This window comes from Actinocatenispora rupis, assembly GCF_016861975.1.
GTDB classification, from domain to species: Bacteria; Actinomycetota; Actinomycetes; order Mycobacteriales; family Micromonosporaceae; genus Actinocatenispora; species Actinocatenispora rupis.
On the sequence record NZ_BOMB01000036.1, the window covers coordinates 1 to 20,574 of the forward strand.

A 20,574-nucleotide genomic window follows, 5' to 3' on the forward strand; every position below is an offset into this window, starting at 1 on the left:
GCTGAGCCAGATCCGCGGTCAGCGCGCGGCAGGACCCGCCAGGGTACGCGCGGCCGGGGTGAGCGCGGCGGCGAGCCGTGTCCGGTCCGGCCCGGGCAGGCCGCCGAGGTCGGCGTCGAGGTCGGCGAGCAGGTCGGCGACCACCTCGGCGGCCAGCTCGTCCGCCGCGGTGGCCGGGCCGAGCTTGCTGCGCGCCGCGGCCACCCGCGGCGGGGTGAGCCGCTCCACCGCCGCCGCCACCAGCCACGCCGGCAGCCCACCGGCCGGCGGCACGTACGGCCGGGCCCCGGCGTACCGGGCGTCCTCGGCGAACTCGGGGTGCTTGACCTTGAGTACCGGGCGGGGGCCGCGTTCGCCGGTGTGCCAGGCGAAAGCGGGCTTGACGACGAAGCCCTCGGCGCGGTTCCCGGGCAGCTCCGGCAGTCCCAGCGCCGCCGGTACCCGGGTCGGGAAGTCCATCGGCAATCCGCGCAGCCGCTGCCGTGGCCCCTCCCCCAGCGCCGGCACGCACGCCAGGCCCACCGCCGCGGTCAGCTCGACGAGCGCGGCCCGGCCGGTCCACCGCCACCCGTCGCCGGTGCGTACGGCGGCGTCGAAGGCGAGCCACACCAGGCCCGGGGCGTACCAGACGCCGGTCTGCACCGGTTCGGACCCATCCACCGCCGGTACGCCCGGGTGCGGGTAGCGGCCGCCGGCCAGCTCGCCGTACAGGACGAGGTCGGTGCCGGCAGTGCGCGCCGCCGCCGACGCCGCGGTCGCCAGCTGCGGCCAGATCGTTGCCACGCCGAAGAACCCGGCGAAGCGGTCCTCGTCCAACGGTCCGCGCCGCCCGGCTGCCCGGGTCGTCCGGCCGTCGCTGACCAGCGCGAGGTGCGCGCCGTGCACCTTCTCCTCCGCCACCCACACTCCGCCGGGCAGGGCGCCGTCGCCGAACCGTTGCGGGATCTTCGGGTACCACACGGGTCCGACCTCCGTCCGGTGCGCCCGCCGTCCGGGCGGTCGCCAGCGTTCCCGACGAGCACCCGGCGAGCAACCGGTTTCCGTGCGGCGGATCCGTTGCCACCGCACGGTTTCCGCCCACCAGAGCAGCTTGTACGTGGCCGCCACCGCGGTGCACGCCACCAGCGCCACCACCGTGTACCCGATCCGGCCGGGCAGCCGCCACCAGCGCCGCGCCCAAGCCAGTACCGCGCCGACGAGCAGCACGGCGCTGAGTCCGGCCGTGACGCGGAACAGTACCGGTGCGGTGCCGAGCAGGAGCGAGTCGTTCAGGGTGACGTGTTCGTCGACGGTGGCGCCCTGGCTCAGGAACAGACCCACCAGGACCACTCCGGCCAGCGCCGCGGCCGCGCCGAGCCAGCCGACCCCCCAGCCGTCGACCAGGTCCAGGACGTACTGCTGGTGGTCGCGGTGCTCGGGCTCGGACATCCCCCAATCGTCGCGCCTGGGTACGACAACGACAGATCGGCCGCACGCTGCTCAGACCTGCCGCCGATCGCATAGGCACACGCATGTGTACGCGTATACTTTGCTGCATGCCTGCTACGAAGGGTCGAGACCGGAAGTCCGCTGACGAGATCACGACGATGCGCGTACGCCGCTCCACCCGCGACACTCTTGCCCAGCGGCAGCGGGAACTTGGCTCCCCGTCGCTGGACGACGCGCTGCGCACCATCCTGTTCCGCCAGCGCGCCTACGAGGCGATCGCCCGGCTCAAGGACAACCCCGACCAGCTGGCCGACTACCAGCGGGAGGCGCACGAGCTGGCCGAGGTCGACGTCGAGGTGCATGAGTGAGCAGCACCAGTGTCGAGCCCTGGCAGGTCTGGTGGGCGCAGTTCGACCCGCAGCTGGGACGTGAGCAGGCCGGCCGGCGACCCGCCATCGTGGTGGGTACCGAGCTGGCCTGCCAACTCCCCAACAACCTCGTGATCCTGGTGCCATGCACGCACACCGACCGCGGCCTGCCCTGGCAGCCGCAGGTCACCCTCGACGACGGGCCCGGCTACGCGATGTGCGACCAGGTCAAGGCGCTCGACCGCCGTCGCCTACGCAAGCAGCACGCCTGCGGGTCGCTGCCTGCGGCGGAGCGGGAGGCAGTCGCCGAAGCGCTTCGCGAGCTGATCACCGTCGACGCCTGAGAGGTCCTAACAGAAGGACTGTCGGCGCCTGGCGGACTCAGGACGACGCTGCCGACGTTGTCGGCACAGTCGCATACAACACCGGTATGCGACTGCACCTCCGCCTTGGCAGCCCCGCCCTGAGCCTCGCCAGCCATCCGACGCCTTTCTGCCAGGACCTCTAAGGGAACGCGCGGCGACCGGATCCTCGCACCGGTAGCGGTCCCACCACCGGTACGTCAGTGCGCCAGCCGGCTGGTCAGCCGTACGCCGGCGGTGGTGAAGCCGTGGCGAGTGTAGAAGCGCACCGCACCGGCGTTCGCGTGGTGGATGCCGGCCCCCAGGTACGTCACGCCCCGGTCCGCGGCCCACCGTCGCGCCGCGGCCAGCAGCGCCGCACCGACCCCACCCCCGCGTACGTCGGGGAGGACGACGGTGTGCACCTCGGCCGACGGCTCGGGCCGCAGGATCTGGTGCGCGGGCGGCTCGGTGCGGAGCAGTACCTCGACCATGCCGACGACCCGGCCGTCGGCGCGCTCCGCGACGAACACGGCGTCCCGCCCGCCTGCGAGTACCGCGGCGAAGTGGTCCGCGACCGCGGCACGGTCCGGGATCCGGTACGTGTCCGGGTCGAGCAGCACGTGTGCCTCGGCGTTCGCCACCCGCAGCTCCACCAGCGCGGGCACGTCACGCACCCCGGCCGCGCGTACCGTCAGGTCCACGGATCACATCCTTTCGGTTGGTACACAAGGGAATCGTCGAGCCGGACCGGCAGCGCGGCCAGCCGCCACGTACCGGGGTCCGGCACCCGGGGCGCCTCCCCCGCCGGCGCCAGATCCGGGAACCGGCGCAGCAGCACGCCCAGCGCCACCTCAGTCTGTACCCGGGCCAGCGGCGCGCCGAGGCAGTGGTGCGGGCCGTGCGCGTACCCGAGATGTGCGGACGCGCCGACCGGCCGGGTGACGTCGAGCCGTTCCGGATCGTCGACCACCCGCGGATCCCGGTTCGCCGCAGCGAGCAGCGCCGTCACCGGTTCACCTTCCGCGATCCGTACGCCGGCTAGCGTCACGTCGCGCTGCGCGTACCGGGGGATGCTCATGAGTTGGGGGCCGCACCAGCGGGTCAGCTCCTCGACGGCGCCGGGCAGCAGGCCCTCGTCGGCGCGCAGCAGGGCGAGCTGGTCGGGATGCTCGAACAGCGCGCGCACGGCGTTCGCGATCAGGTTCGTCGGGGTCTGGCCGGCGAGCACCAGATGCCAGACCAGCGTCACGATCTCGGCCTCCGCCAACCGGTCGCCGTCCCCGTCGTCGGCCGCGAGCAGGTACGAGACCAGGTCGTCGGCCGGCTCCGCGCGGCGCCGTGCCACCACCGCGCGGGCGTCCGCCACGATCCGCGGGATCGCCGCCGCGAACGCGGCACCGTGCCCGGCCGCGACCGCCGCACCGTACTCCTTCCACTGTGGACGGTCGGCCTCCGGTACGCCGACGAGCACGCTGATCACGTCGATCGGCAGCGGCCGGGCGAACAGATCGAGCAGGTCGACCGGGCCGTCCGCGGCGCGCGCGGCGACGTCGTCGAGCAGCGCGTCGACCAGCGGGACGATCCGCGGCCGGAACTCCGCCGCCCGCCGCGCACCGAACGCGCCGGACAGCAGCCGCCGCAACCGCCGGTGCTCCGCGCCCTCCATCTCCTGCATCGTCCGCAGGTACGGCAGGCAGTCGGCGGGGACGTCGGGGCGCTGGTAGCTGGCCGCGGTGAGCGCGAACCGCGGGTCGGTCAGCATCGCAGTGATCGCGTCGTGCCTGGTCAGCGCCCACATCGGCGCGAACCCGGGCGCCAGCAGCCGGACGACGGGCGACTGCTCACGGGCCCGGCCGTACACGGTGAAGGGGTCGCGGTGCACCTCCGGATCGGTCAACGCGATCTCGGGTACGGCCAGGCTCATACGCACTCCCACATGTTCACATCAGATGTTCTCACCATCTCGATGTGGCGACAGTAGCGCCCGCGGCCGTCCCCGGCAAACGCCCGGCGACCCGCGCGGGGCCGCCGGGCGCCGGGGTCACTCCGGGCGGACGTTGTGGTTGCGCGCGAACAGGTTCGCCGGGTCGTACCGGTGCTTGACCGCGGCGAGCCGGCGGCGGGTGTCGGGCGGGTAGACCGCGGCGACGTCGTCCGCGGTCGCCGAGTCCAGGAAGTTCACGTACGCCCCGGACACGTGCGGCGCGAGCCGCTCCCACACCGCCGCCAGCCCCGGCCGCGCCGCCTCCACCACCGGCGCCGGCCCCGCCACGGTCGTCACGACCATCAGGTCCGCGTCCCGGTGCGCGTACGCGGTGGCGTCGGCGGGCACTCGCGACACCGCACCGCCGAGGCTGCGTACGGCGAGGAACGGTGCGCCGGCCGCGGCGCCGACCTCGGCCAGGATCCGCAGTACGTCGGGCACCGAATCCGTTGCCACGAAGGCGTTCCGGGTCAGCAGCCGGACGCCGGGCGGCGGGACCATGCCCTCGACGAGGGTGTCCGCGGACGGCTTCCGCGCCACGTCGTCGTCGAGTACGGTGCCGAGCCGGCGGATGGGGTCGAGTACCCGGGCGGCGACCGCGGGATCATCGGTGTCGACGACCACGCGGACGTCCACCGGCGCCGACGGCCCACCGGCGAACGGGTTCGCGAACTCCACAATGGACGTCAGCTCGTCCGGCGCAGCCCGCAGCACCTCCGCCCAACCCTGGAGTACGGTGGCGGCTTCCGTTGCGGGGAAAGCGATCCGGCCGGCGTACACGTCGGTGGCGCGGTGCGCGGTGAACTCGAACGCGGTCACCACGCCGACGTTGCCGCCGCCACCGCGGACCGCCCAGAACAGGTCGGGATGCTCGGCCTCGCTGGCCCGCACGACCGTACCGTCGGCGGTGACCAGCTCCGCCGCGACCAGGTTGTCGGTCGCCAGGCCGTACCGGCGGACCTTCCAGCCGATCCCGCCGCCCAGCGTCAACCCGCCCACGCCGACGCTGCGGGTGTCACCGGACGAGATGCCCAGACCGTGCGGGGACAACACATCCGCGACCTGACCCCAGGTGGCGCCGCCGCCGACCCGGACGAGACCGCCGTCCGCGTCGAGGATCGAGACCTCCGACAGCGCGCCGAGGTCGATGACGACACCGTCGTCGTTGGTGCCGTGGCCGGGGAACCCGTGCCCCCCGCCGCGTACCGACAGCGGAAGCCCGGCGGTGCCGGCGAACCGTACGGCGGCCTGCACGTCCCCGATGTCCTTGGGGCGCAACACAACCGCGGGACTGCCCGAGACGAGCACGGTACGGCGGGCCGACTCGTAGTCCGCCGCACCCGGTTCGATGACGTCGCCGCCGAAGTCGCGGCGCAGCGTGTCCAGTGCTGAACTCATGACGTTCCTCCCGCACCGCCACCGGACGCCCGCAACCGTCTCCGGGCACACCGGTACCCCGTGCCGGACGATGCGCGACGGCACGGCGTACCAACGGATCCGGGTCGGTGCGGCGAGGTGGAGCGGCGCTTCCCTGGTGTCGTGGACGGGTACACCCATGTGACTCCCGGGACCGGCCGGATGTGACAGGCCGGGGCGTGATGCAGCTCTCGTCCCGCGCCCGGGTTGCCCCGCTCAGCGGCGGTACGTCACCACGCGATGCGCGCCCACGGGCTGTCCTGCCGGGTCCGCAGCAGCCGGCCGGCCTTCAGGAAACCCAGCTGGTCACGCACGATCTCGCCGATCTCGAACCCGCTGCCCAACTGCCAGAACGCCCGCCCGGCAAGGAATCCGGCCTCGAACGACTCCCACGACCCGTGGTACGAGCGGGCCAGCGTCACCGCCTCGCCGATCGCCGTCCACGCCTCGTCGGGCCGCACGTACCCGGCGTCCAGGAAGTACCGGCTGATGTGGACCACGCGGGCGGCGTCCCAGCCGGCGACGGACTCCGGAATCGTCCGCGACGTGCCCTGCACCAGCACCGTACGGTGCGGCCACGCGTGCCGGAACCAGTGCAGCGCCTCCTCCGACCGCTGCCCGTGCCGCGACGCGACCGCCGGCAGCTCGCGGACCGCGCGCTCGGTCACCGCGCGCTCCACCGAATGGCTCAACTCCCCCGGTACGTTGAGGTGGTTGCGCACGCAGTCGTACCGGGTGCGGTGCCCGCCGCCCAGCAGGTATCCGTACGCGGTGCGCGCCGAGGCGGTGTCCCGTACGTCCCAGTCCGCGGCCAGGATCCGCATCGCCGTCACCGGATCCACGTCCGCGGTCAGCGCGTTGACCGGCAGCGCACCCTCCACCGCGTAGACCGCGCCGAGCGCCAACCCGCGCTCCTGGAACGGAGTGAGCACGGGCGCGTCCGGCAGTTCCGGGAAGTTGGTCGCCAGAACGCCCCTGAGCTTGCCGAGCAGGCCCACCCACTTCTCCTCACGGAACGACCCGGGTACGCGGCGCGGCGGGCCGAGGTGGTCAGCCCGACCGGGCGTGCACCCGTACCGCGGCAGGTCACGTCGGCCCGTCACAGCCGCCGACGCTAACGTGCCCGCGGCCCGCGGACATCGGCAGAAGTACCCGCAACCGTCCACAGTCGACCGTCGCGGCCGGCGGTCAGTCGCCGAGCGCCCGGTACGCGGCGCGAACCCGCTCGACGACGGCCGCCACCGGCAGCGCCGCCACAACGTTCCCGCGTACGCCGGTGGTCGTGGTGCCGGCGAACAGCGCGTTCAGCACGGACTCCTCGACGGCCTCGGCGACCGCGGTGAACAACCCGTCGAGTACCGGGCCGTCCTCGGCGAGCACCGTCGTCGCGCGCGACGGCCCGCCCGGCCGGTGCGGCACCCGCTCCGCCGTACCGAACGCCAGCGCGTACTCCCCGCTGCCGTGCTGCATGACGCTCCCGGTACGGGCCAGCCCGACGCCGGCCCGCCGCGCCAGCCGCCCGAGCTGGCGCGCGTCCAGCGGCGCATCCGTTGCCAGCACGACGATGCAGGACCCCGCGCCGCGCTCGACCGGATCACCGGGCGGGCGTACCGCGGCACCGACGGGGACACCCGCGACCCGCAACTCCGCCGCCCGCCCGAAGTTCGTCAACAGCAACGCACCCACCGTGTAGCCGTGCGCGATCCGGGACGCGGTGCCGATCCCGCCACGCCAGCCGTAACAGACCATCCCGGTACCGGCACCGACCGGACCTTCCGCCACCGGTCCCGACGCGGCCGCGGACAGCGCCGCGAGTACGTGGTCCGGCGTGACCGTCCGGGCCCGGATGTCGTTCAGCGAACCGTCGTTGCACTCGAACACGACCGGGTTGACCGTGCTCGTCGTGACCCCGATGTCGTCGTGCCCGGCCAGCGCGTGCCGCACCAGCCCCTCGTACGCCGAGCCGACGGCGAGCGAGTTCGTCAGCGCGACCGGCGTCTCGATCGTGCCCAGCTCACCGATCTGCGTCACCCCGGTCGCCTTGCCGAACGCGTTCAGCACCGCCACCGCGGCCGGGAACTTGTGGTGGAACACCGACCCCGGGCCCGGCACCACCACCGTCACCCCGGTACGCACGGAGTCGCCGCGCAGCAGCGTCTCGTGTCCGACGAGTACCCCGGGAACGTCGGTGATCGCGTCGTACCGGCCCGCCGGCAGCCCACCCACCGGTACGCCGAGGTCCCGCGTGCGCCCACCCATCGCCCCAGTCTCCCCGATCCGGCGTCCACAGTGGAGCCCCGGGTCACCGCTCGCCGGACGACCCGAGCCGGTCGAGTACCTGACCGAGGACGGTACGGAAGGTGGTCAGGTCGGCGGGATCGACGTCGCCGAGCCAGGCGCGCGCCGCCTCCGCCCGCCGCCGGTGCATCTCGGTGGCCTGCGCGGTACCGGCGTCGGTGAGGCCGACGAGGACGGCGCGACGGTCGGACGGGTGCGGCGTACGGGCGACCCAGCCCTGCTCGGCGAGCGTGTCGACCAGGCCGGTGACGTGCCGCGGGGTGACGCGCAGGATCTGGCTCAGTTCGCGCTGGACGACGGGGCCGCGCCGGTGCAGGACGAGCAGCACCTCGGCGCGCGCTGGGTTGAGCCCGTGCGCGCCGAGGTCCGCCCGCATCGACTCGCCCAGCCGGGTCGTCAGCTCGAACAGCGCGTCGAACGCCGTCAGCACCTCATCCGACATCGGTACCCGCAATTCATTGTGAAGTCAGTTCACTATGTTCTAGCCTCAGGGAAAGGTTACCGGCACGAGGAGCGCACATGCCCGTCCACCACGCCACCACGTACGCCGGAGACCCCGCCTGGCGCGTCACCGGCTACCGCACCGTCCGCCGGCTGCTCGCCGACCCGCGGCTCGGCCGCACACACACCGACCCCGACCACGCCTCCCGGTACTCCGAATCGATGGTCTTCGGCCGCGCGCTGCCCGCCTCCCCCACCGAACACGACGACCACGTGCAGCTGCGCCGGCTGCTCACCCCGGCGTTCTCCGCGCGACGAATGGCCCGGCTGCGACCCCGCGTCCAAGACCTCGTCGACGGCCTCCTCGACCAACTCACCGCGCAGGACCAGCCCGCCGACTTCCACCAGGCCGTCTCCTTCCCCCTGCCCGTACTGGTGATCTGCGAACTGCTCGGCGTCCCGTACCACGACCGCGACGACTTCCGCCGCTGGTCCGACGCCGCCGCCGACATGACCGACCGGCAACGCTCCCTAGACGGCCTCGCCGCGCTCTGGGCGTACATGCGGGACATCGTGGCGCGCAAGCGGCGCGAACCCGGCCCCGACGTACTCTCCGAACTGGGCGCCGCCAGCGACGACGGGACCGGCCGGTTCGCACCCGACCGGGCCGCCATGATCGCCGCCGGGCTGCTGTTCGCCGGCCACGAGACCACCGTCGCCGCCATCGACAAGGGCGTCGTCCTGCTCGACCGACATCCCGAACTCGCCGCCGACCCCGAACGGATCGCCGGCGCCGTCGAGGAGATCCTGCGGCTACCGCTGCCCGTACCGGTGGCGGACGGGCCAGCCCCCGGCCTGCCCCGCTGGGCCAACGCGGACATCGACGTCGACGGCACCACCATCCCCGCCGGCGACCTCGTCGTCCTCGACCTCCAGGACGCCAACCTCGACCCGGACACGTTCGACCGGCCGGCTGCCTGCGACCCCGGCCGTACCGACGGCACCCACCTGACGTTCGGCCACGGCCCGCACTACTGCATCGGCGCGCCCGTGGCCCGACTCGAACTCCAGACCCTGTTCGCCACCCTCCCGCGGCGACTGCCCGGCCTGCGCCTCGCCGTACCGGTGGACGAACTGCCGGCGCGCACCACGCACCTCACCGGCGGCCTCGCCGCACTCCCCGTCCGGTGGTGACGCCGGATCGGGCAGGAATCGAGAAGCCGCCACGACCCCCGCGTACCTAGCGTGGTCGGCATGACGTCCATCGCATCGCTCACCCTCGGCGTGACCGACCCGTCGGCCGCGGAATCCTTCTACCGCAAGGCATTCGACGGCGCCGTCCCGGTACTGACCCGCGCCGACGAGACACCGACGACCGGCTTCCGCGGATTCACCGTGTCGCTCGTCGTGTCCCAACCGTCCACCGCCGCCGCCCTCATCGACGCCACCCTCGACGCCGGCGCGACCGCACTGAAACCCGCCGCCAAGTCCTTCTGGGGCTTCGGCGGCGTCGTCCAGGCACCCGACGGCACGATCTGGAAGATCGCCACCTCCGAGAAGAAGGACACCGGCCCCGCCACCCGCCGCGTCGACGACGTCGTACTCCTGCTCGGAGTCGCGGACATGGTTGCCAGCAAACGGTTCTACGTCGACCGCGGGCTCACCGTGGCCAAGAGCTTCGGCCGCAAGTACACCGAGTTCGCGTCCACGCCCGGCACCGTCAAGCTCGCCCTGTACGGGCGGCGCGGCCTCGCCAAGGACGCGGGTGTCGCGCCCGACGGCAGCGGCTCGCACCGGCTCACGATCGGCGGCGACGCCGGCGCGTTCACCGACCCCGACGGCTTCGACTGGCAGCCCACACCCGCCTGACCCGGAATCCCCTACCCCGTACCGCAAGCCGCTCGGGCGCTGGCCGTGCCGTCCGCTCATGCGGTCACGGTGCCGCCCGCTCAGGCCGTTACGGTGCGGTCCGCATGGGCGTCGACGGTGTTGTCCACTCGGACGGTGACAGGTGGCGTCCCGCTCGGGCAGTGACGGTGTTGTCCGCTCGACCGCGGACGACGCAGTCCACCCGGGCCCTGGCGGTACGGTCCGCTTCACCGTCGGCGGCGTGGCCCGCTCGGCCGCGGACGGCGCAGCCCACTCGGGCGGTGGCGGTGGTGCCCGCTCGGCAACGCAGTCCATTCGGCCGCTGGCAGTGTTGTCCGCTCGGCCGCTCGCAGTGCAGCCCGTTCGGCCGCTTGCGGGGTGTGGTCCGCTGGGACGCTGGCGGTTTGTGGTGGCGCAGGACGGCCCGGCAGGGGGGACCACCGGGCCGTCACGCCACGGAGTCGGGCGAGGGGGGTTCCCGCCGGGCCGATGTGTCAGGGGGTTACACATCGAAGCACGACTCCGGCGCTAAGTTACGACACCCGATCGGGTGCAGGCGACCCCTCGGACGAGTGAACCCGCCGGTCGTACGCTCGCGCCGGCCCGCCACGGTCACCCGTCGGAGTGATCTTCGAAGGTAACGAAACGTGACCGGCGGGGTCCGCGCCGGCCGGTGAAGCGGACAGCGGGGAGCCCGACCGACCACAACCACACCCGTCAACGTCACGCAATGTCATGCACACACTACTGTTCACACATGCCGACTCTTGTCGTCCTCTGAACGCTCGGTTAGCTTCCGAGCTGAGCCTGCTGGTGGTTCACCAGAAGTGGCTCTGCTGGAAGCCCGGGCGAGTTCGCCGACGGAACGTCTCTGGGGGGTGGCGTTCACCGGCGAACCCCGGGCTCCATCGTGTCCGGGGTCATCACACCCGGAGGCCCACCGCACCCAGGCCAGCGCCGCACGAGCCGTCGCCGCACGAGCCGTCGCCGCACGGGCCTTCGCCGTTGGCCGTCGACAAGTTCCGGCCGGACCGCCGAGACCTGACGGCGCGGCCATCTACGTCGCCGTCATCGCGTACGCCCCGCGGCACCCTCCGAAGGCCGCTGCGTTGCCTCGTCTCGGAGAGGCGCTGACGTTGGCCCGTTCCGGAAGGCGGCTGACGTTGGCGCCTTTCCGGAGGCCCGTTCCCGGTGCACATTTCAGGTACGAACCGTTGCCGGACGGAGGTCGTCGCCTCCGGGGTCGCGCCGAGGCCCGCCCGGACTCCGGACTGCCCAGGCTGAACGTCTCGGCGTGTCGGCGTGTCGGCGTGTCAGCGGCCCAGATTGTTCAACTGTTCCCTTGTTGAACAAGGCGACAATTGGACAATCGATAGGCGCACCAAGATCATCGGCAGTGGCGCCAAGATCATCAGCGCCCCCGCATCGCCACGCGAGCGTCCGGTCACCAGCCACCCATGAGGACGTTTCGGCACTCCGCTACCCATAACCTCGAAGCGGCCCGCCACCCAAGCGCACCGATCCGCCCCTCCCCGTACCGAGGGGAAATGCTTGTGCCGCAACGGTTTTCGCGCGTGATGGCATGCCGGGTCGCCATCGAGCATTGACGCAACCGTACGGTTGCCATAGTGTGGCAACCGAGTGGTTGCTACATCGGACGGAGATCGCCATGACGGAGAAGGACGCGGCGCCGGCACTGCCCACGGTGGTGGACCGGGCGACGTGGCAGGCCGAGATCGACCGCCTGCGGGTACGGGAGAAGGCGCACACCCGGGAGAGCGACGCGATCGCGGCGGCCCGGCGGCGGCTGCCGATGGTGCCGGTGGACGGGTCGGTCACGCTGGCGGGGCCGGACGGGCCGGTGTCGCTGCTGGACGTGTTCGAGGGCCGCCGGCAGCTCGTCGCGTACTTCCACATGTGGTTCGACGGGCTGCCCGCGGCCGAGCAGTGCGAGGGGTGCACGTTCTTCAACAGCCAGGTGCGGGAGCTGTCGTACCTGCACTCGCGCGACGTCACGTACGCGACGTTCTGCCAGGGGCCGCTCGACGAGAGCCTGCGGTACCGGGACTTCATGGGGTGGGACGTCCCGTGGTACTCGGTGTGCGACTGCGCGGACGAGTTGCTGGCGGGCCGGCCGTTCTTCCTGCTGGCGAGCTACCTGCGGGACGCCGACCGGGTGTACGAGACGTACGCGACGACGATCCGTGGCTACGAGGCGGCCATGTCGCCGACGCACGGCCTGCTGGACCGCACCGTGTACGGCCGGCAGGAGACGTGGGAGGACTCGCCCGAGGGCTGGCCGCAGGGCTTCGGCGCGGGTGCCCGCGACGTGTGGCGTACGGACGGCCGGCCGACGGCGCAGTGGTCGCGCATCACCGCCGGCCGCGACGACGCGCTGCACTCGTCGGCGACCCCGGCGCCACACCACGACTGCGCCTGTTCCTGACCCTTTCCCTTGGTACGCAAGGGGTCCAGCACCGGCGGCACCTCGGCTCACCCGGGGTGTTGCCGGCATGGGCTGACCTATGTAGAGTTCCGGCATGAGTAGGGAACCGAGAATCACGGCCGCGGTGGCCACGGTGCTCGCGGCGTTCCTGGCCGAGCCCGACACCGCGCGGTACGGGCTGGAACTGATGCGCGCCACCGGGCACCCGAGCGGCACCCTCTACCCCGTCCTCGCCCGGCTGCAGGACGCCGGCTGGGTCGACGCCGAATGGGAGGAGGCCACCGCCGCGCAGAGCACCGGCCGCCCGCCCCGCCGCTACTACCGGCTCACCGCCGACGGCGTCGTCGCCGCGCGCCGCGAGCTGGCCGCGCTGCACCGCGCGCTCGGCGTACCCGGCCGGCCGGCGACGGGGCTCGCGTGATGGGCGGCCTCACCGGACGCCTGCTGCGGTTCGCCGCCGACCGCTGGGTCGCCGCCGGCCGCCCCGACCCGTACGAGGAGTGGCTCGGGGAACTGGCCGAGCTGCGCGGCGCGCCGAACGCGGGCTGGCAGAGCCTGGTATTCGCCGCGAGCCTGGCGTGCAGTCGCGCGCCGCGGCTGGGCGCCCGTGACCGGTCGGGGTGGTCGGTCCGCCTCGCCGCGCCGCTGCTGGTCCTCCTGCTCGTACCGAGCGTCGTGGTGGTCGCCGGCGGTGCCGCGCTGCGGCTCGCGGACCTGCCGATCGTCACCAGCGACCCGCACGATCCGCACTTCTGGCTGGTGTTCGTCGGCTTCGGGCTGCGCATCGCGATGACCCTCGCGCTGATGGTGCTGCTGCTCGTCGCCGGCCGCGCGACCGGCCGCCGGCTGCCGCTGTCCACCGCGCCCTCCGGCCCGTACTCGACGACGGTCGCGGCGGTGGTCACGGTGGTGATGCTGCTGGTCGGCACCGTGCCATGGGTGATCGTCCAGCATGCCGTGAACGGCGTCGCCGGCCCGGTCGGCGGGCTGACGCTCTGGGCGGTACTCGTCGCGCTCGCCGTACCGGTGGTGTTGCGGACGCTGCACGCCGGACGGCGGCGGCTCGCCACGACCTGGTCGGTACTCGCCGCTCTCGTCGCGACCTGGCTCGGCATCACCGTCACCGTCGCGCCCCACCTGCTCCGCGTACCCGGCGCGGTCCGGTCCCTGCCGCTGTGGGTACCCGACCTGCTCGTCGACAGCGCGCAGATCCTGCCGCTGCCCGGCGACACGCACCGGTACGTGTCGGAACATCTGACCGCCGCCGGCTGGTACCTGCCGCTGATGCTCGTTGCCGCCGCCGCGTACGGGCTGGGCTACGCGACGTCCGCCGCCCGCTCGCGCCTCGCAGTACCGCGGAGCGCGCCGGTGGAACGGGTCGCGTGGCCCGCCGGCCCGCGGTACCGGGGGCTGGGGTGGGTGTTCGCCGCGGTCGGCGCGGTGGCGTGGCTCGGTCTCGTCACCCGGATGACGCCGCCCGCCGACCGGCTGACCGCGGCCGGGAAGGGCGGTGACAGCGTCCTTCTCGTCTTCACCCTCGACCTGCGCCACCTCGCCGTACTGCTGACCGCCGCCGGCCTGGTCGTCGCGCTGCGCCGGGCCGGACCGGCCTGGCCCGCGCTGCTCACCGCACCGGCGCTGCTGGCCGCCGACATCGCACTCGGGCGTACCGGGCCGCCGACGGGAATCGCCGCAACGGTGGCCGTGTCCACCGTCGTACTGTGCGCCACCGCCGCGGGCGCCGTGACCCGGCTGGTCGCGCGGCCCGACCGGACGTACGGCCGGTGGACCCCGGCCGTCGTCGCCATCGCCGCGGCGGCGTGCACGCTGGTACCGCCGGTCTTCTCCGACACCGACCTGGCCCCCACCTCGACGATGGTCGCGCTGACCGTGCTGCTCGGCGCCGGGCTCGGCGGGCTCGCCGGGTACTGCCTCGGGCTCGCCCGCACCCCACACCCCGGGCTTGCCGCCCGCATCGCGTACGTGCCGGTCGGCGTGCTGTTCGCTGGTGGTCTCGCGCTGCTCACCGCCCGGCCCGGCGCGTGGCTGCAATGGGTTCCGCACCTCGCGCCGCTCGTCGCGGTCCTCGTCGCGATGCTGGCGTACCCGGGTCGGCGGAGCCGGAGGCTGCGCGTCGGTATCGCGTTCGCCGCGCTGCCGGCCGGCCCCGTGTGCATCACGATCGGCGTGTACACGTCGCTGATCATGGACGCGATCGTGCCGTCCCGTACCGGCCTTGACTACGACGCGGTACCGATGGCCGTCGGCATCGGGGTGGTGGCCGTCGGCCTGGCCGCCGGGCTCGTCGCCCTGTTCCAGCGACCGAACCGCCCCGCGGCACCGCGACGGGGCCCGACCGCCGTCACCGGCCCGCCGCCCGCAAACGGCCCGTCGCCGGCAACCGGTCCGTCACCCGCAACCGGTCCGGCGCCCGAATCCGTTGCGACAGCGGCGATCCCGGCGCCCGGATCGGTACCCGGTCAGGAGTCGACGGGGGCGGAGCGGACCGGGTCGCTGGTCGCGGACTGACCCCGGCGGCTCCACCGGGCCGATCGCGACCCGCTCCCGGAGGACCGGCGAGGCCACTCGTGAGTCCACTGTGGACGGTACGGGGCGCCGCGCGTACCGGTCGGCCAGGTCCGGACAGGGCTCACCGAACGCGGGCCATCCGTACCGTTCGGGCGATCGTGCACGAACGCGCCGCGCGACGCGTCGAACCCTGACGCCGCAACGGTTGTACGCACGGCCCGGGCCACCCCGGCGGTACGGAACCGGCGGATACCACGCGCCTTCGGGGGTACGGCCGGCCGAGACGTACGCCACCTGCGGAAGTTCGCCGGGAACGTCCGCGCGACGCGGGCGGATCTGGTGGACTGGTGTGCGTTCGACGTCCGGCGCGCCCTGCCGCGCCCGAGGCGCACCTCGCCGCAGAGCGACGCCGGGCGGCGCCGGCCGCCCCGAACCGGGAGGAAGTCATGCCTTTCGTCACCGTCGGCCACGAGAACTCCGCGCCCATCGACATCTACTACGAGGACCACGGCACCGGCCGCCCGGTCGTCCTGATCCACGGCTTCCCGCTCAACGGCAGGGCCTGGGAGCGCCAGGAACGCGAGCTGCTCGCCGCGGGCCGCCGCGTCATCGCGTACGACCGGCGTGGTTTCGGGAACTCCGGCCGGCCCAGCATCGGGTACGACTACGACACGTTCGCCGCCGACCTCGACCGGCTGATGACCGCGCTGGACCTGCACGACATCGACATCGCCGGGCATTCGATGGGCGGCGGCGAGATCGCGCGCTACCTCGGCACGTACGGGACGGGTCGGGTCCGGCGGGCGGCGATCGTCTCCGGCATCCCGCCATACCTGCTGAAGACGGACGAGACGCCGCAGGGCGTGCCGCAGGAGGTGTTCGACCAGATCGCCGACGCGCTGACCGCCGACCGCTTCGCGTACTTCACCGAGTGGAACAAGAACTTCTTCAACCTCGACGAGACGCTCGGCACGCGCATCAGCGCCGAGACGGTCCAGGACGCGTGGAACACGGCCGTCTCCGCCTCACCGACCGGTACGGTCGCCTGCGTCGCCACGTGGCACACCGACTTCCGTGCCGACCTGCCCAAGATCGACATCCCGGTCCTGGTACTCCACGGCACCGCCGACCGGATCCTGCCGATCGAGGCGTGCGGCCCGCGCAGTGTCGAGCTGCTGCCGAACGCCGAGTTCGTCCCGGTCGAGGGCGCCGACCACGGCCTGTGCTGGACCCACGCCGAGGAGGTCACCTCGCAGCTGCTGCGCTTCTTCGCCTGACGCCGCAACGGTTCGCCATTGTCCACAATGGACGCTCAGACCGGTCCGGCGCCGCCGTCCCGGCCACGGCACCCGTCGCGGCCACGTCGCGGCGGAGCAGCCAGCGTCGCCGCGGAACAGCCAGCGTCGCCGCGGAACAGCCACCGCTGCGGCGGAACAGCCGGCGTCGCGGTGGCTAGCGCGGGACGGCGGCCGAGACGACCGGGGTGCCGTCCGCGCGCGCGACCGTGAAGAAGACCAGGTCGGACACGGCGAGCGGGGCCTCGCCAGTGATCTCCCGCGGCCGGCTCGACCCGGCCCAGGTGGCGACCACGTGGGTCGCGCCGCTCGCGGCCACCACGTAGAGCTGGTAGTGCGTGTCGGAACGCAGCCCGCTGACGCTGGCGCGCACCGTGATCCCGTCACCGTGCGCCACCGCGACCGCCGACAGCGTGGCGCCGGTCGTGGTCGCCGCCGTCGCCGCGAGCGAGATCGCCGTACGCCGCGGCGGATCCGGCCGCCCGCCGTCCACCGCCAACCCCACGAAGATGCCCGCCGACGCGAGCACCACGACCACCAGGCTCCCGATGCCCACCAGCCCCCGGGTACGTCGGCGCGGACGCGACCGGCCCGGCCGTACCGGACGCGGGCCTGAACCCGGACGGACGAACGGCAGCGCGGTCCGCCGCCGGCGGCTCCCCGGCACCACGTCACCCGCGCCCGCACCAGCCGACTCCGGCGCGACCTCCGTCGACGTACCCGGAGCGGCCTGGTCATCAAGCGCCACAGGGTTTCCCGGCACCGGACCCGGCGGTACGGGAGGGGTCACGGTCGGCACCGGACGGTCCGGTGCGGGCGCCTGCGCGGCGGGGACTTTCGGCGCCGGCGCCACCTCCGACTCCGGCGACTGCGGGGTCGACGGCGGCTGCGACCGGGACGGGGCGGGGCCGGGGATGCCGAACTCGGCGACGATCGACCGCCGGTCATCGTCGGGGATCAGCGCCACGGCGGCGACGGTCGCGGCGAGCTCGTCGGACTCGGCCCGGCACGCGTCACAGGTCGCCAGATGCCGCTCGATCGTCGCCCGCTCGGCGGCGTCCACCGCGCCCAGCAGGTACAGACCCAGCGAGAGCCGCACGTGCGGCTCGTCCGTGGAATCCACTCGGCATCAGATCCTCAAGTCACCCCCGGCGGGCCGGGACCATCTCGCTCTGTCCGTTCGTCTCAACGACGGGCGTGCCCGCCGCCCGGTTCACGATGTGCGGTCCGGCTTCGCCGGAGAACCGCGACCACGAACGGGCTCACCGCTGCGGGTGGGGCGACGTGTCACCTCTTCGGGGACGCGGCTGCGGACGAATCTACCCGGTACGTGAACCACGGGCCGGGTCGCTCCGTCATGGGGGCAGCGACCACGAGGGTGATCCTCGCGGCCAGCGACCGGTCAGCCGCATGGAGGTAGATGTGTTCAGCGTCGCGATCGTCGACGACCAGCCGGTGTCCAGGGCCGGCATGGAGAGGCTCGTGTCGGAGGATCCGTCCCTTGAGGTGGCCGCCTCGGTCGGTACGGTCGACGAGCTGGCGCGGACCGGACCCGGCGCGTTCCACATCGTGATCGTCGATCTTCCGCCGCGCACCGCGAACGCCAGCCTGGAGCTGATCTCGCGGGTGGCGACGGTGGGCCGGCCGCTGGTGTGCGCGTCGTGGGACCAGCCGCCGACGCTGCTGGCGACGATCCGGGCCGGCGCGCGTGGCTGCATCACCCGGCACACCGAGCAGGCCGCCGTACGCGACGCGTTGCGGATCGTCGCCGAGGGCGGCTTCTACCTGTGCCCGCGGCTGGTCGGCCGGTTCCAGGAGGAGCTGTCCCGGCAGGCGGACGAGGACCCGAGCGGCCTGGCGCCGCGGGAGATCGAGACGCTCCGGTGGATCGCCCTGGGCTTCACGCACGCGCAGGTCGCCACCCGGATGGGGCTGTCGCAGGCCACCGTGCACACGTACGCGAAGCGGATCCGGGCGAAGCTCAACGTGAGCAACAAGGCCGAGCTGACCCGGATGGCGATCGAGCTGGGTCACCTCCCCGAGCACCGGCGGTCCTCCCCCGCCGCGTGACGCCCGGCTCACGTGGTCGCGCCCGAGCTGGGCTCCGGGCAGGTCATGATCGCCAGGGTGACCATCGTGACGTCCGCGTCGTACTCGTCGGGCAGCTGCGTCTTGAGCGCCGTGAGCCGCCGCTGCCACCCGACGCGGACCTTCCCGTCGTCCGGCAGATAGTCCTTGTACGCCCAGATCCGGGCCCGGAACGCGTCGGCGTCGGCCGAGCCGGGCGGCAGGGCGAGGATGTCGTCGAGAGCGGCGAGGATGGCGCGGCTCGCGTGGTCGCCGACGTCGCCGCCGGCGAGCGCGGACAGGTGCGGCAGCAGCGTCCGGATGCTCTGCTGGCGGTCGGCGGCGTCGGCGCCGCCCGCGTCGAGCAGCGGCGCGAACAGCGTGTCACCGCCGCCGGCCACGTCGTTCAGGTACGAGGTGACGGTGTCGGCGTGGCCGAGATCGGCCAGGCGTACGGCGGCGTCGTGGCCGGCGAAGGACGGGTCGCGTGCCGCGATCTGGCGTACCAGCGGGGCGAGCGTCCGGACCGGGGCGTGGGCGAGGTCGAGGCCGGGGCGGGTGAGCGGTGTCGTCAGGAACGTGGCGACCGGCTCGGGCGGCGCCGGGTACGCCGGGCGGCGCCGGTCCCCGGCGGCGAACTGCAACAGGTCCGGGGTGATGCTGTCGGCGACGGGCGGCCGGCGCGCGTCGGCCGGCGCGTTCGCCTCGCGTACCGTCCAGGGGTTGCCGAGGAAGGACACCAGGCCGCCGGACCCCGTCGCGGTGGTGCGGTCGGTGACCTGGTGGACGAGGGACGCGCCGTAGCGGTCGAGCACGTCGTGCAGCGCGGCGGTGGTCGGCGCGTCCGGTCCGACGCCGGCGCGGGTGACGACGACCGGCACCCGCCCGCGCCAGCCGTACTGTTCGAGCAGCGAGCCGAGCTGGTCGATGCGGTCGCCGGCCGGCGGGGCACCGGCGCTGTCCGTACCGAGCAGGATGACGGGCTGGCCGGTCGCCGCCGCGGCACCCGCCACCCGGTCCCGTACGGTCGGCGGTTCGCGGTCGACGGGGCCGAGCACGACGACCGGCTCCGCGGCGTTCTCCGGCTGGTACCGCTCGGCGGTCGGCGGCCACACGATCGGCCACGACGGCTCGGTACGCGGGCCGAAGCGGGCGAGGTTCAGCGCGTCGAACCGCTCGTCGAGCGACATGGTGTCGGGCAGTGGGGTCAGCCGCAGCCGGTCGGGGTCGAGCGGGAACGCCGCGGCCCGGCCGGTGCCCGGATCCAGGAACGCGACGCCGTTGTCCCCGCGGTGCGCCAGGAACACGTGGTCGTCCGCCTCGACCAGGCCCTGGCTGCCCGGCGGCGCCGACTCCACCCGGTACAGCAGCTCCACGTACCCGGTGATGTCCGTGCCGGTGCCGTCCGCGGCGTCGACGTCGGCGCGGGTGAGCGGCCGGCCGAAGCGGGACATCGCCGGGCCGAACCAGAAGGTCGCCAGTCCGGCGGGCCAGCCGAGGTTCACCGCGTCGGGGCCGAACACGACGTGCCCCCACATGTACGGCCGGGCGGCCCAGAGTGCGGCGACCTCGGGGCCGACCCCCTCGTACGCCCCGGCGGCGCGGCTGGACCGCGGCACCACCCGTACCATCGCGGCCCGGTCGGGGGTGGTGGTCCGGCCGTCGGCGTCCAGCGGGACGACCCGGTGCTGCGCCAGCGGTACGTCCGCGCCGTCCGGGCCGAGCTGCTCGACGGGTACCTGCGCGGGCAGCCGGTGCCGGTCGGCGCGGTCGCCGAGCGCGGCGAGGTCCATCGCCCCGTCGAGGGTACGCAGCGGGACGAGCGCCATCAGGTCCAGCGACTCCACCGGATGCCGGCGCAGGAAGCCCTCGGCGAGCTGCGACCCCTGCGCGCCGGGGCCGAAACTCAGCGGGGTGATCTGCGGCAGCGGCGGCCGGTTGTGCACCTCCCGCAGGTACGGGTCGTCGTCCAAGCGCGTCGTGTCCCCGGTGTGCAGGTGTACGCCGTTGGTGAGGGCCGGCACGGTGCGGCGGTCCCCGCACAGTTCGGCCAGGTGCCCGGAGGCGAGCGGCAGGTCCATCGGCATCC

The 20,574-nt window shown here is 73.6% G+C and carries 18 protein-coding genes; 9 read left to right on the forward strand and 9 right to left on the reverse strand.

The window, feature by feature from the left end; genetic code table 11:
- Positions 1 to 18 precede the first annotated feature (18 nt).
- The gene (locus Aru02nite_RS29185; protein WP_203663072.1) at positions 19 to 1,428 is read right to left on the reverse strand and encodes an RNA ligase family protein; all 1,410 of its coding nucleotides are present in this window, start codon (positions 1,426 to 1,428) and stop codon (positions 19 to 21) included.
- Between the two features lie 107 nt (positions 1,429 to 1,535).
- Here Aru02nite_RS29185 and Aru02nite_RS29190 point away from each other — a divergent pair, with 107 nt between their 5' ends.
- Together Aru02nite_RS29190 and Aru02nite_RS29195 are read left to right on the forward strand one after the other, a co-directional pair.
- Positions 1,536 to 1,796, forward strand: a complete 261-nt coding sequence (locus Aru02nite_RS29190) for a hypothetical protein (RefSeq protein ID WP_203663074.1) — start codon at positions 1,536 to 1,538, stop codon at positions 1,794 to 1,796.
- Complete coding sequence (locus Aru02nite_RS29195) at positions 1,793 to 2,140, forward strand: type II toxin-antitoxin system PemK/MazF family toxin (RefSeq protein ID WP_203663076.1); 348 nt, start codon at positions 1,793 to 1,795, stop codon at positions 2,138 to 2,140. The genes Aru02nite_RS29190 and Aru02nite_RS29195 overlap by 4 nt, the downstream gene beginning before the upstream one ends.
- Positions 2,141 to 2,358: 218 nt before the next feature.
- On the opposite strand, the gene Aru02nite_RS29200 is transcribed toward Aru02nite_RS29195, so the two are convergent.
- The 6 genes from Aru02nite_RS29200 to Aru02nite_RS29225 all read right to left on the reverse strand — a co-directional run bounded on the left by Aru02nite_RS29200 (position 2,359) and on the right by Aru02nite_RS29225 (position 8,280).
- The gene (locus tag Aru02nite_RS29200) at positions 2,359 to 2,841 is read right to left on the reverse strand and encodes a GNAT family N-acetyltransferase (RefSeq protein ID WP_203663078.1); all 483 of its coding nucleotides are present in this window, start codon (positions 2,839 to 2,841) and stop codon (positions 2,359 to 2,361) included.
- On the reverse strand, positions 2,832 to 4,064 hold the full coding sequence (locus Aru02nite_RS29205; protein WP_239077024.1) for a cytochrome P450: 1,233 nt from the start codon (positions 4,062 to 4,064) through the stop codon (positions 2,832 to 2,834). Before Aru02nite_RS29205 ends, Aru02nite_RS29200 begins: the two co-directional genes overlap by 10 nt.
- Before the next feature lie 117 nt (positions 4,065 to 4,181).
- Positions 4,182 to 5,522, reverse strand: coding sequence for an FAD-binding oxidoreductase (locus Aru02nite_RS29210; protein WP_203663080.1), 1,341 nt, complete (start codon positions 5,520 to 5,522; stop codon positions 4,182 to 4,184).
- Between the two features lie 248 nt (positions 5,523 to 5,770).
- Positions 5,771 to 6,643: a DUF1266 domain-containing protein gene (locus tag Aru02nite_RS29215; RefSeq protein ID WP_203663082.1), complete on the reverse strand. Its 873-nt coding sequence runs from the start codon at positions 6,641 to 6,643 to the stop codon at positions 5,771 to 5,773.
- Positions 6,644 to 6,728: 85 nt separating this feature from the next.
- Positions 6,729 to 7,799 carry a DmpA family aminopeptidase gene (locus tag Aru02nite_RS29220; RefSeq protein ID WP_203663084.1) on the reverse strand — a complete coding sequence of 357 codons (1,071 nt, stop codon included), beginning with the start codon at positions 7,797 to 7,799 and terminating at the stop codon, positions 6,729 to 6,731.
- A 43-nt stretch (positions 7,800 to 7,842) separates the two neighbouring features.
- Positions 7,843 to 8,280: a MarR family winged helix-turn-helix transcriptional regulator gene (locus Aru02nite_RS29225; RefSeq protein WP_203663086.1), complete on the reverse strand. Its 438-nt coding sequence runs from the start codon at positions 8,278 to 8,280 to the stop codon at positions 7,843 to 7,845.
- Positions 8,281 to 8,357: 77 nt separating this feature from the next.
- Here Aru02nite_RS29225 and Aru02nite_RS29230 point away from each other — a divergent pair, with 77 nt between their 5' ends.
- The 6 genes from Aru02nite_RS29230 to Aru02nite_RS29255 all read left to right on the forward strand — a co-directional run bounded on the left by Aru02nite_RS29230 (position 8,358) and on the right by Aru02nite_RS29255 (position 16,400).
- Complete coding sequence (locus tag Aru02nite_RS29230; RefSeq protein WP_203663088.1) at positions 8,358 to 9,473, forward strand: cytochrome P450; 1,116 nt, start codon at positions 8,358 to 8,360, stop codon at positions 9,471 to 9,473.
- 60 nt (positions 9,474 to 9,533) lie between these two features.
- Positions 9,534 to 10,148 (forward strand): VOC family protein, encoded by a 615-nt coding sequence (locus Aru02nite_RS29235; protein WP_203663090.1) that lies wholly within the window; start codon positions 9,534 to 9,536, stop codon positions 10,146 to 10,148.
- Positions 10,149 to 11,817: 1,669 nt separating this feature from the next.
- Positions 11,818 to 12,594, forward strand: coding sequence for a DUF899 family protein (locus Aru02nite_RS29240; protein ID WP_203663092.1), 777 nt, complete (start codon positions 11,818 to 11,820; stop codon positions 12,592 to 12,594).
- A gap of 94 nt (positions 12,595 to 12,688) precedes the next feature.
- A complete protein-coding gene (locus Aru02nite_RS29245; RefSeq protein WP_203663094.1) occupies positions 12,689 to 13,015 on the forward strand; it encodes a PadR family transcriptional regulator in 327 nt (108 codons plus the stop codon).
- Entirely contained in the window at positions 13,015 to 15,123 is a 2,109-nt protein-coding gene (locus Aru02nite_RS29250; RefSeq protein ID WP_203663096.1) for a hypothetical protein, read from the forward strand. The genes Aru02nite_RS29245 and Aru02nite_RS29250 overlap by 1 nt, the downstream gene beginning before the upstream one ends.
- A 446-nt stretch (positions 15,124 to 15,569) precedes the next feature.
- Entirely contained in the window at positions 15,570 to 16,400 is an 831-nt protein-coding gene (locus tag Aru02nite_RS29255; protein WP_203663099.1) for an alpha/beta fold hydrolase, read from the forward strand.
- 175 nt (positions 16,401 to 16,575) lie between these two features.
- Here the strand turns inward: Aru02nite_RS29255 and Aru02nite_RS36965 are convergent, their stop codons facing one another.
- Complete coding sequence (locus Aru02nite_RS36965) at positions 16,576 to 17,517, reverse strand: zf-HC2 domain-containing protein (RefSeq protein WP_239077025.1); 942 nt, start codon at positions 17,515 to 17,517, stop codon at positions 16,576 to 16,578.
- Between the two features lie 311 nt (positions 17,518 to 17,828).
- Here Aru02nite_RS36965 and Aru02nite_RS29265 point away from each other — a divergent pair, with 311 nt between their 5' ends.
- Positions 17,829 to 18,488 carry a response regulator transcription factor gene (locus Aru02nite_RS29265; protein ID WP_203663101.1) on the forward strand — a complete coding sequence of 220 codons (660 nt, stop codon included), beginning with the start codon at positions 17,829 to 17,831 and terminating at the stop codon, positions 18,486 to 18,488.
- 8 nt (positions 18,489 to 18,496) lie between these two features.
- Here Aru02nite_RS29265 and Aru02nite_RS29270 read toward each other — a convergent pair whose 3' ends face one another.
- The gene (locus Aru02nite_RS29270) at positions 18,497 to 20,566 is read right to left on the reverse strand and encodes a hypothetical protein (RefSeq protein WP_203663103.1); all 2,070 of its coding nucleotides are present in this window, start codon (positions 20,564 to 20,566) and stop codon (positions 18,497 to 18,499) included.
- Between the last annotated feature and the right edge of the window lie 8 nt (positions 20,567 to 20,574).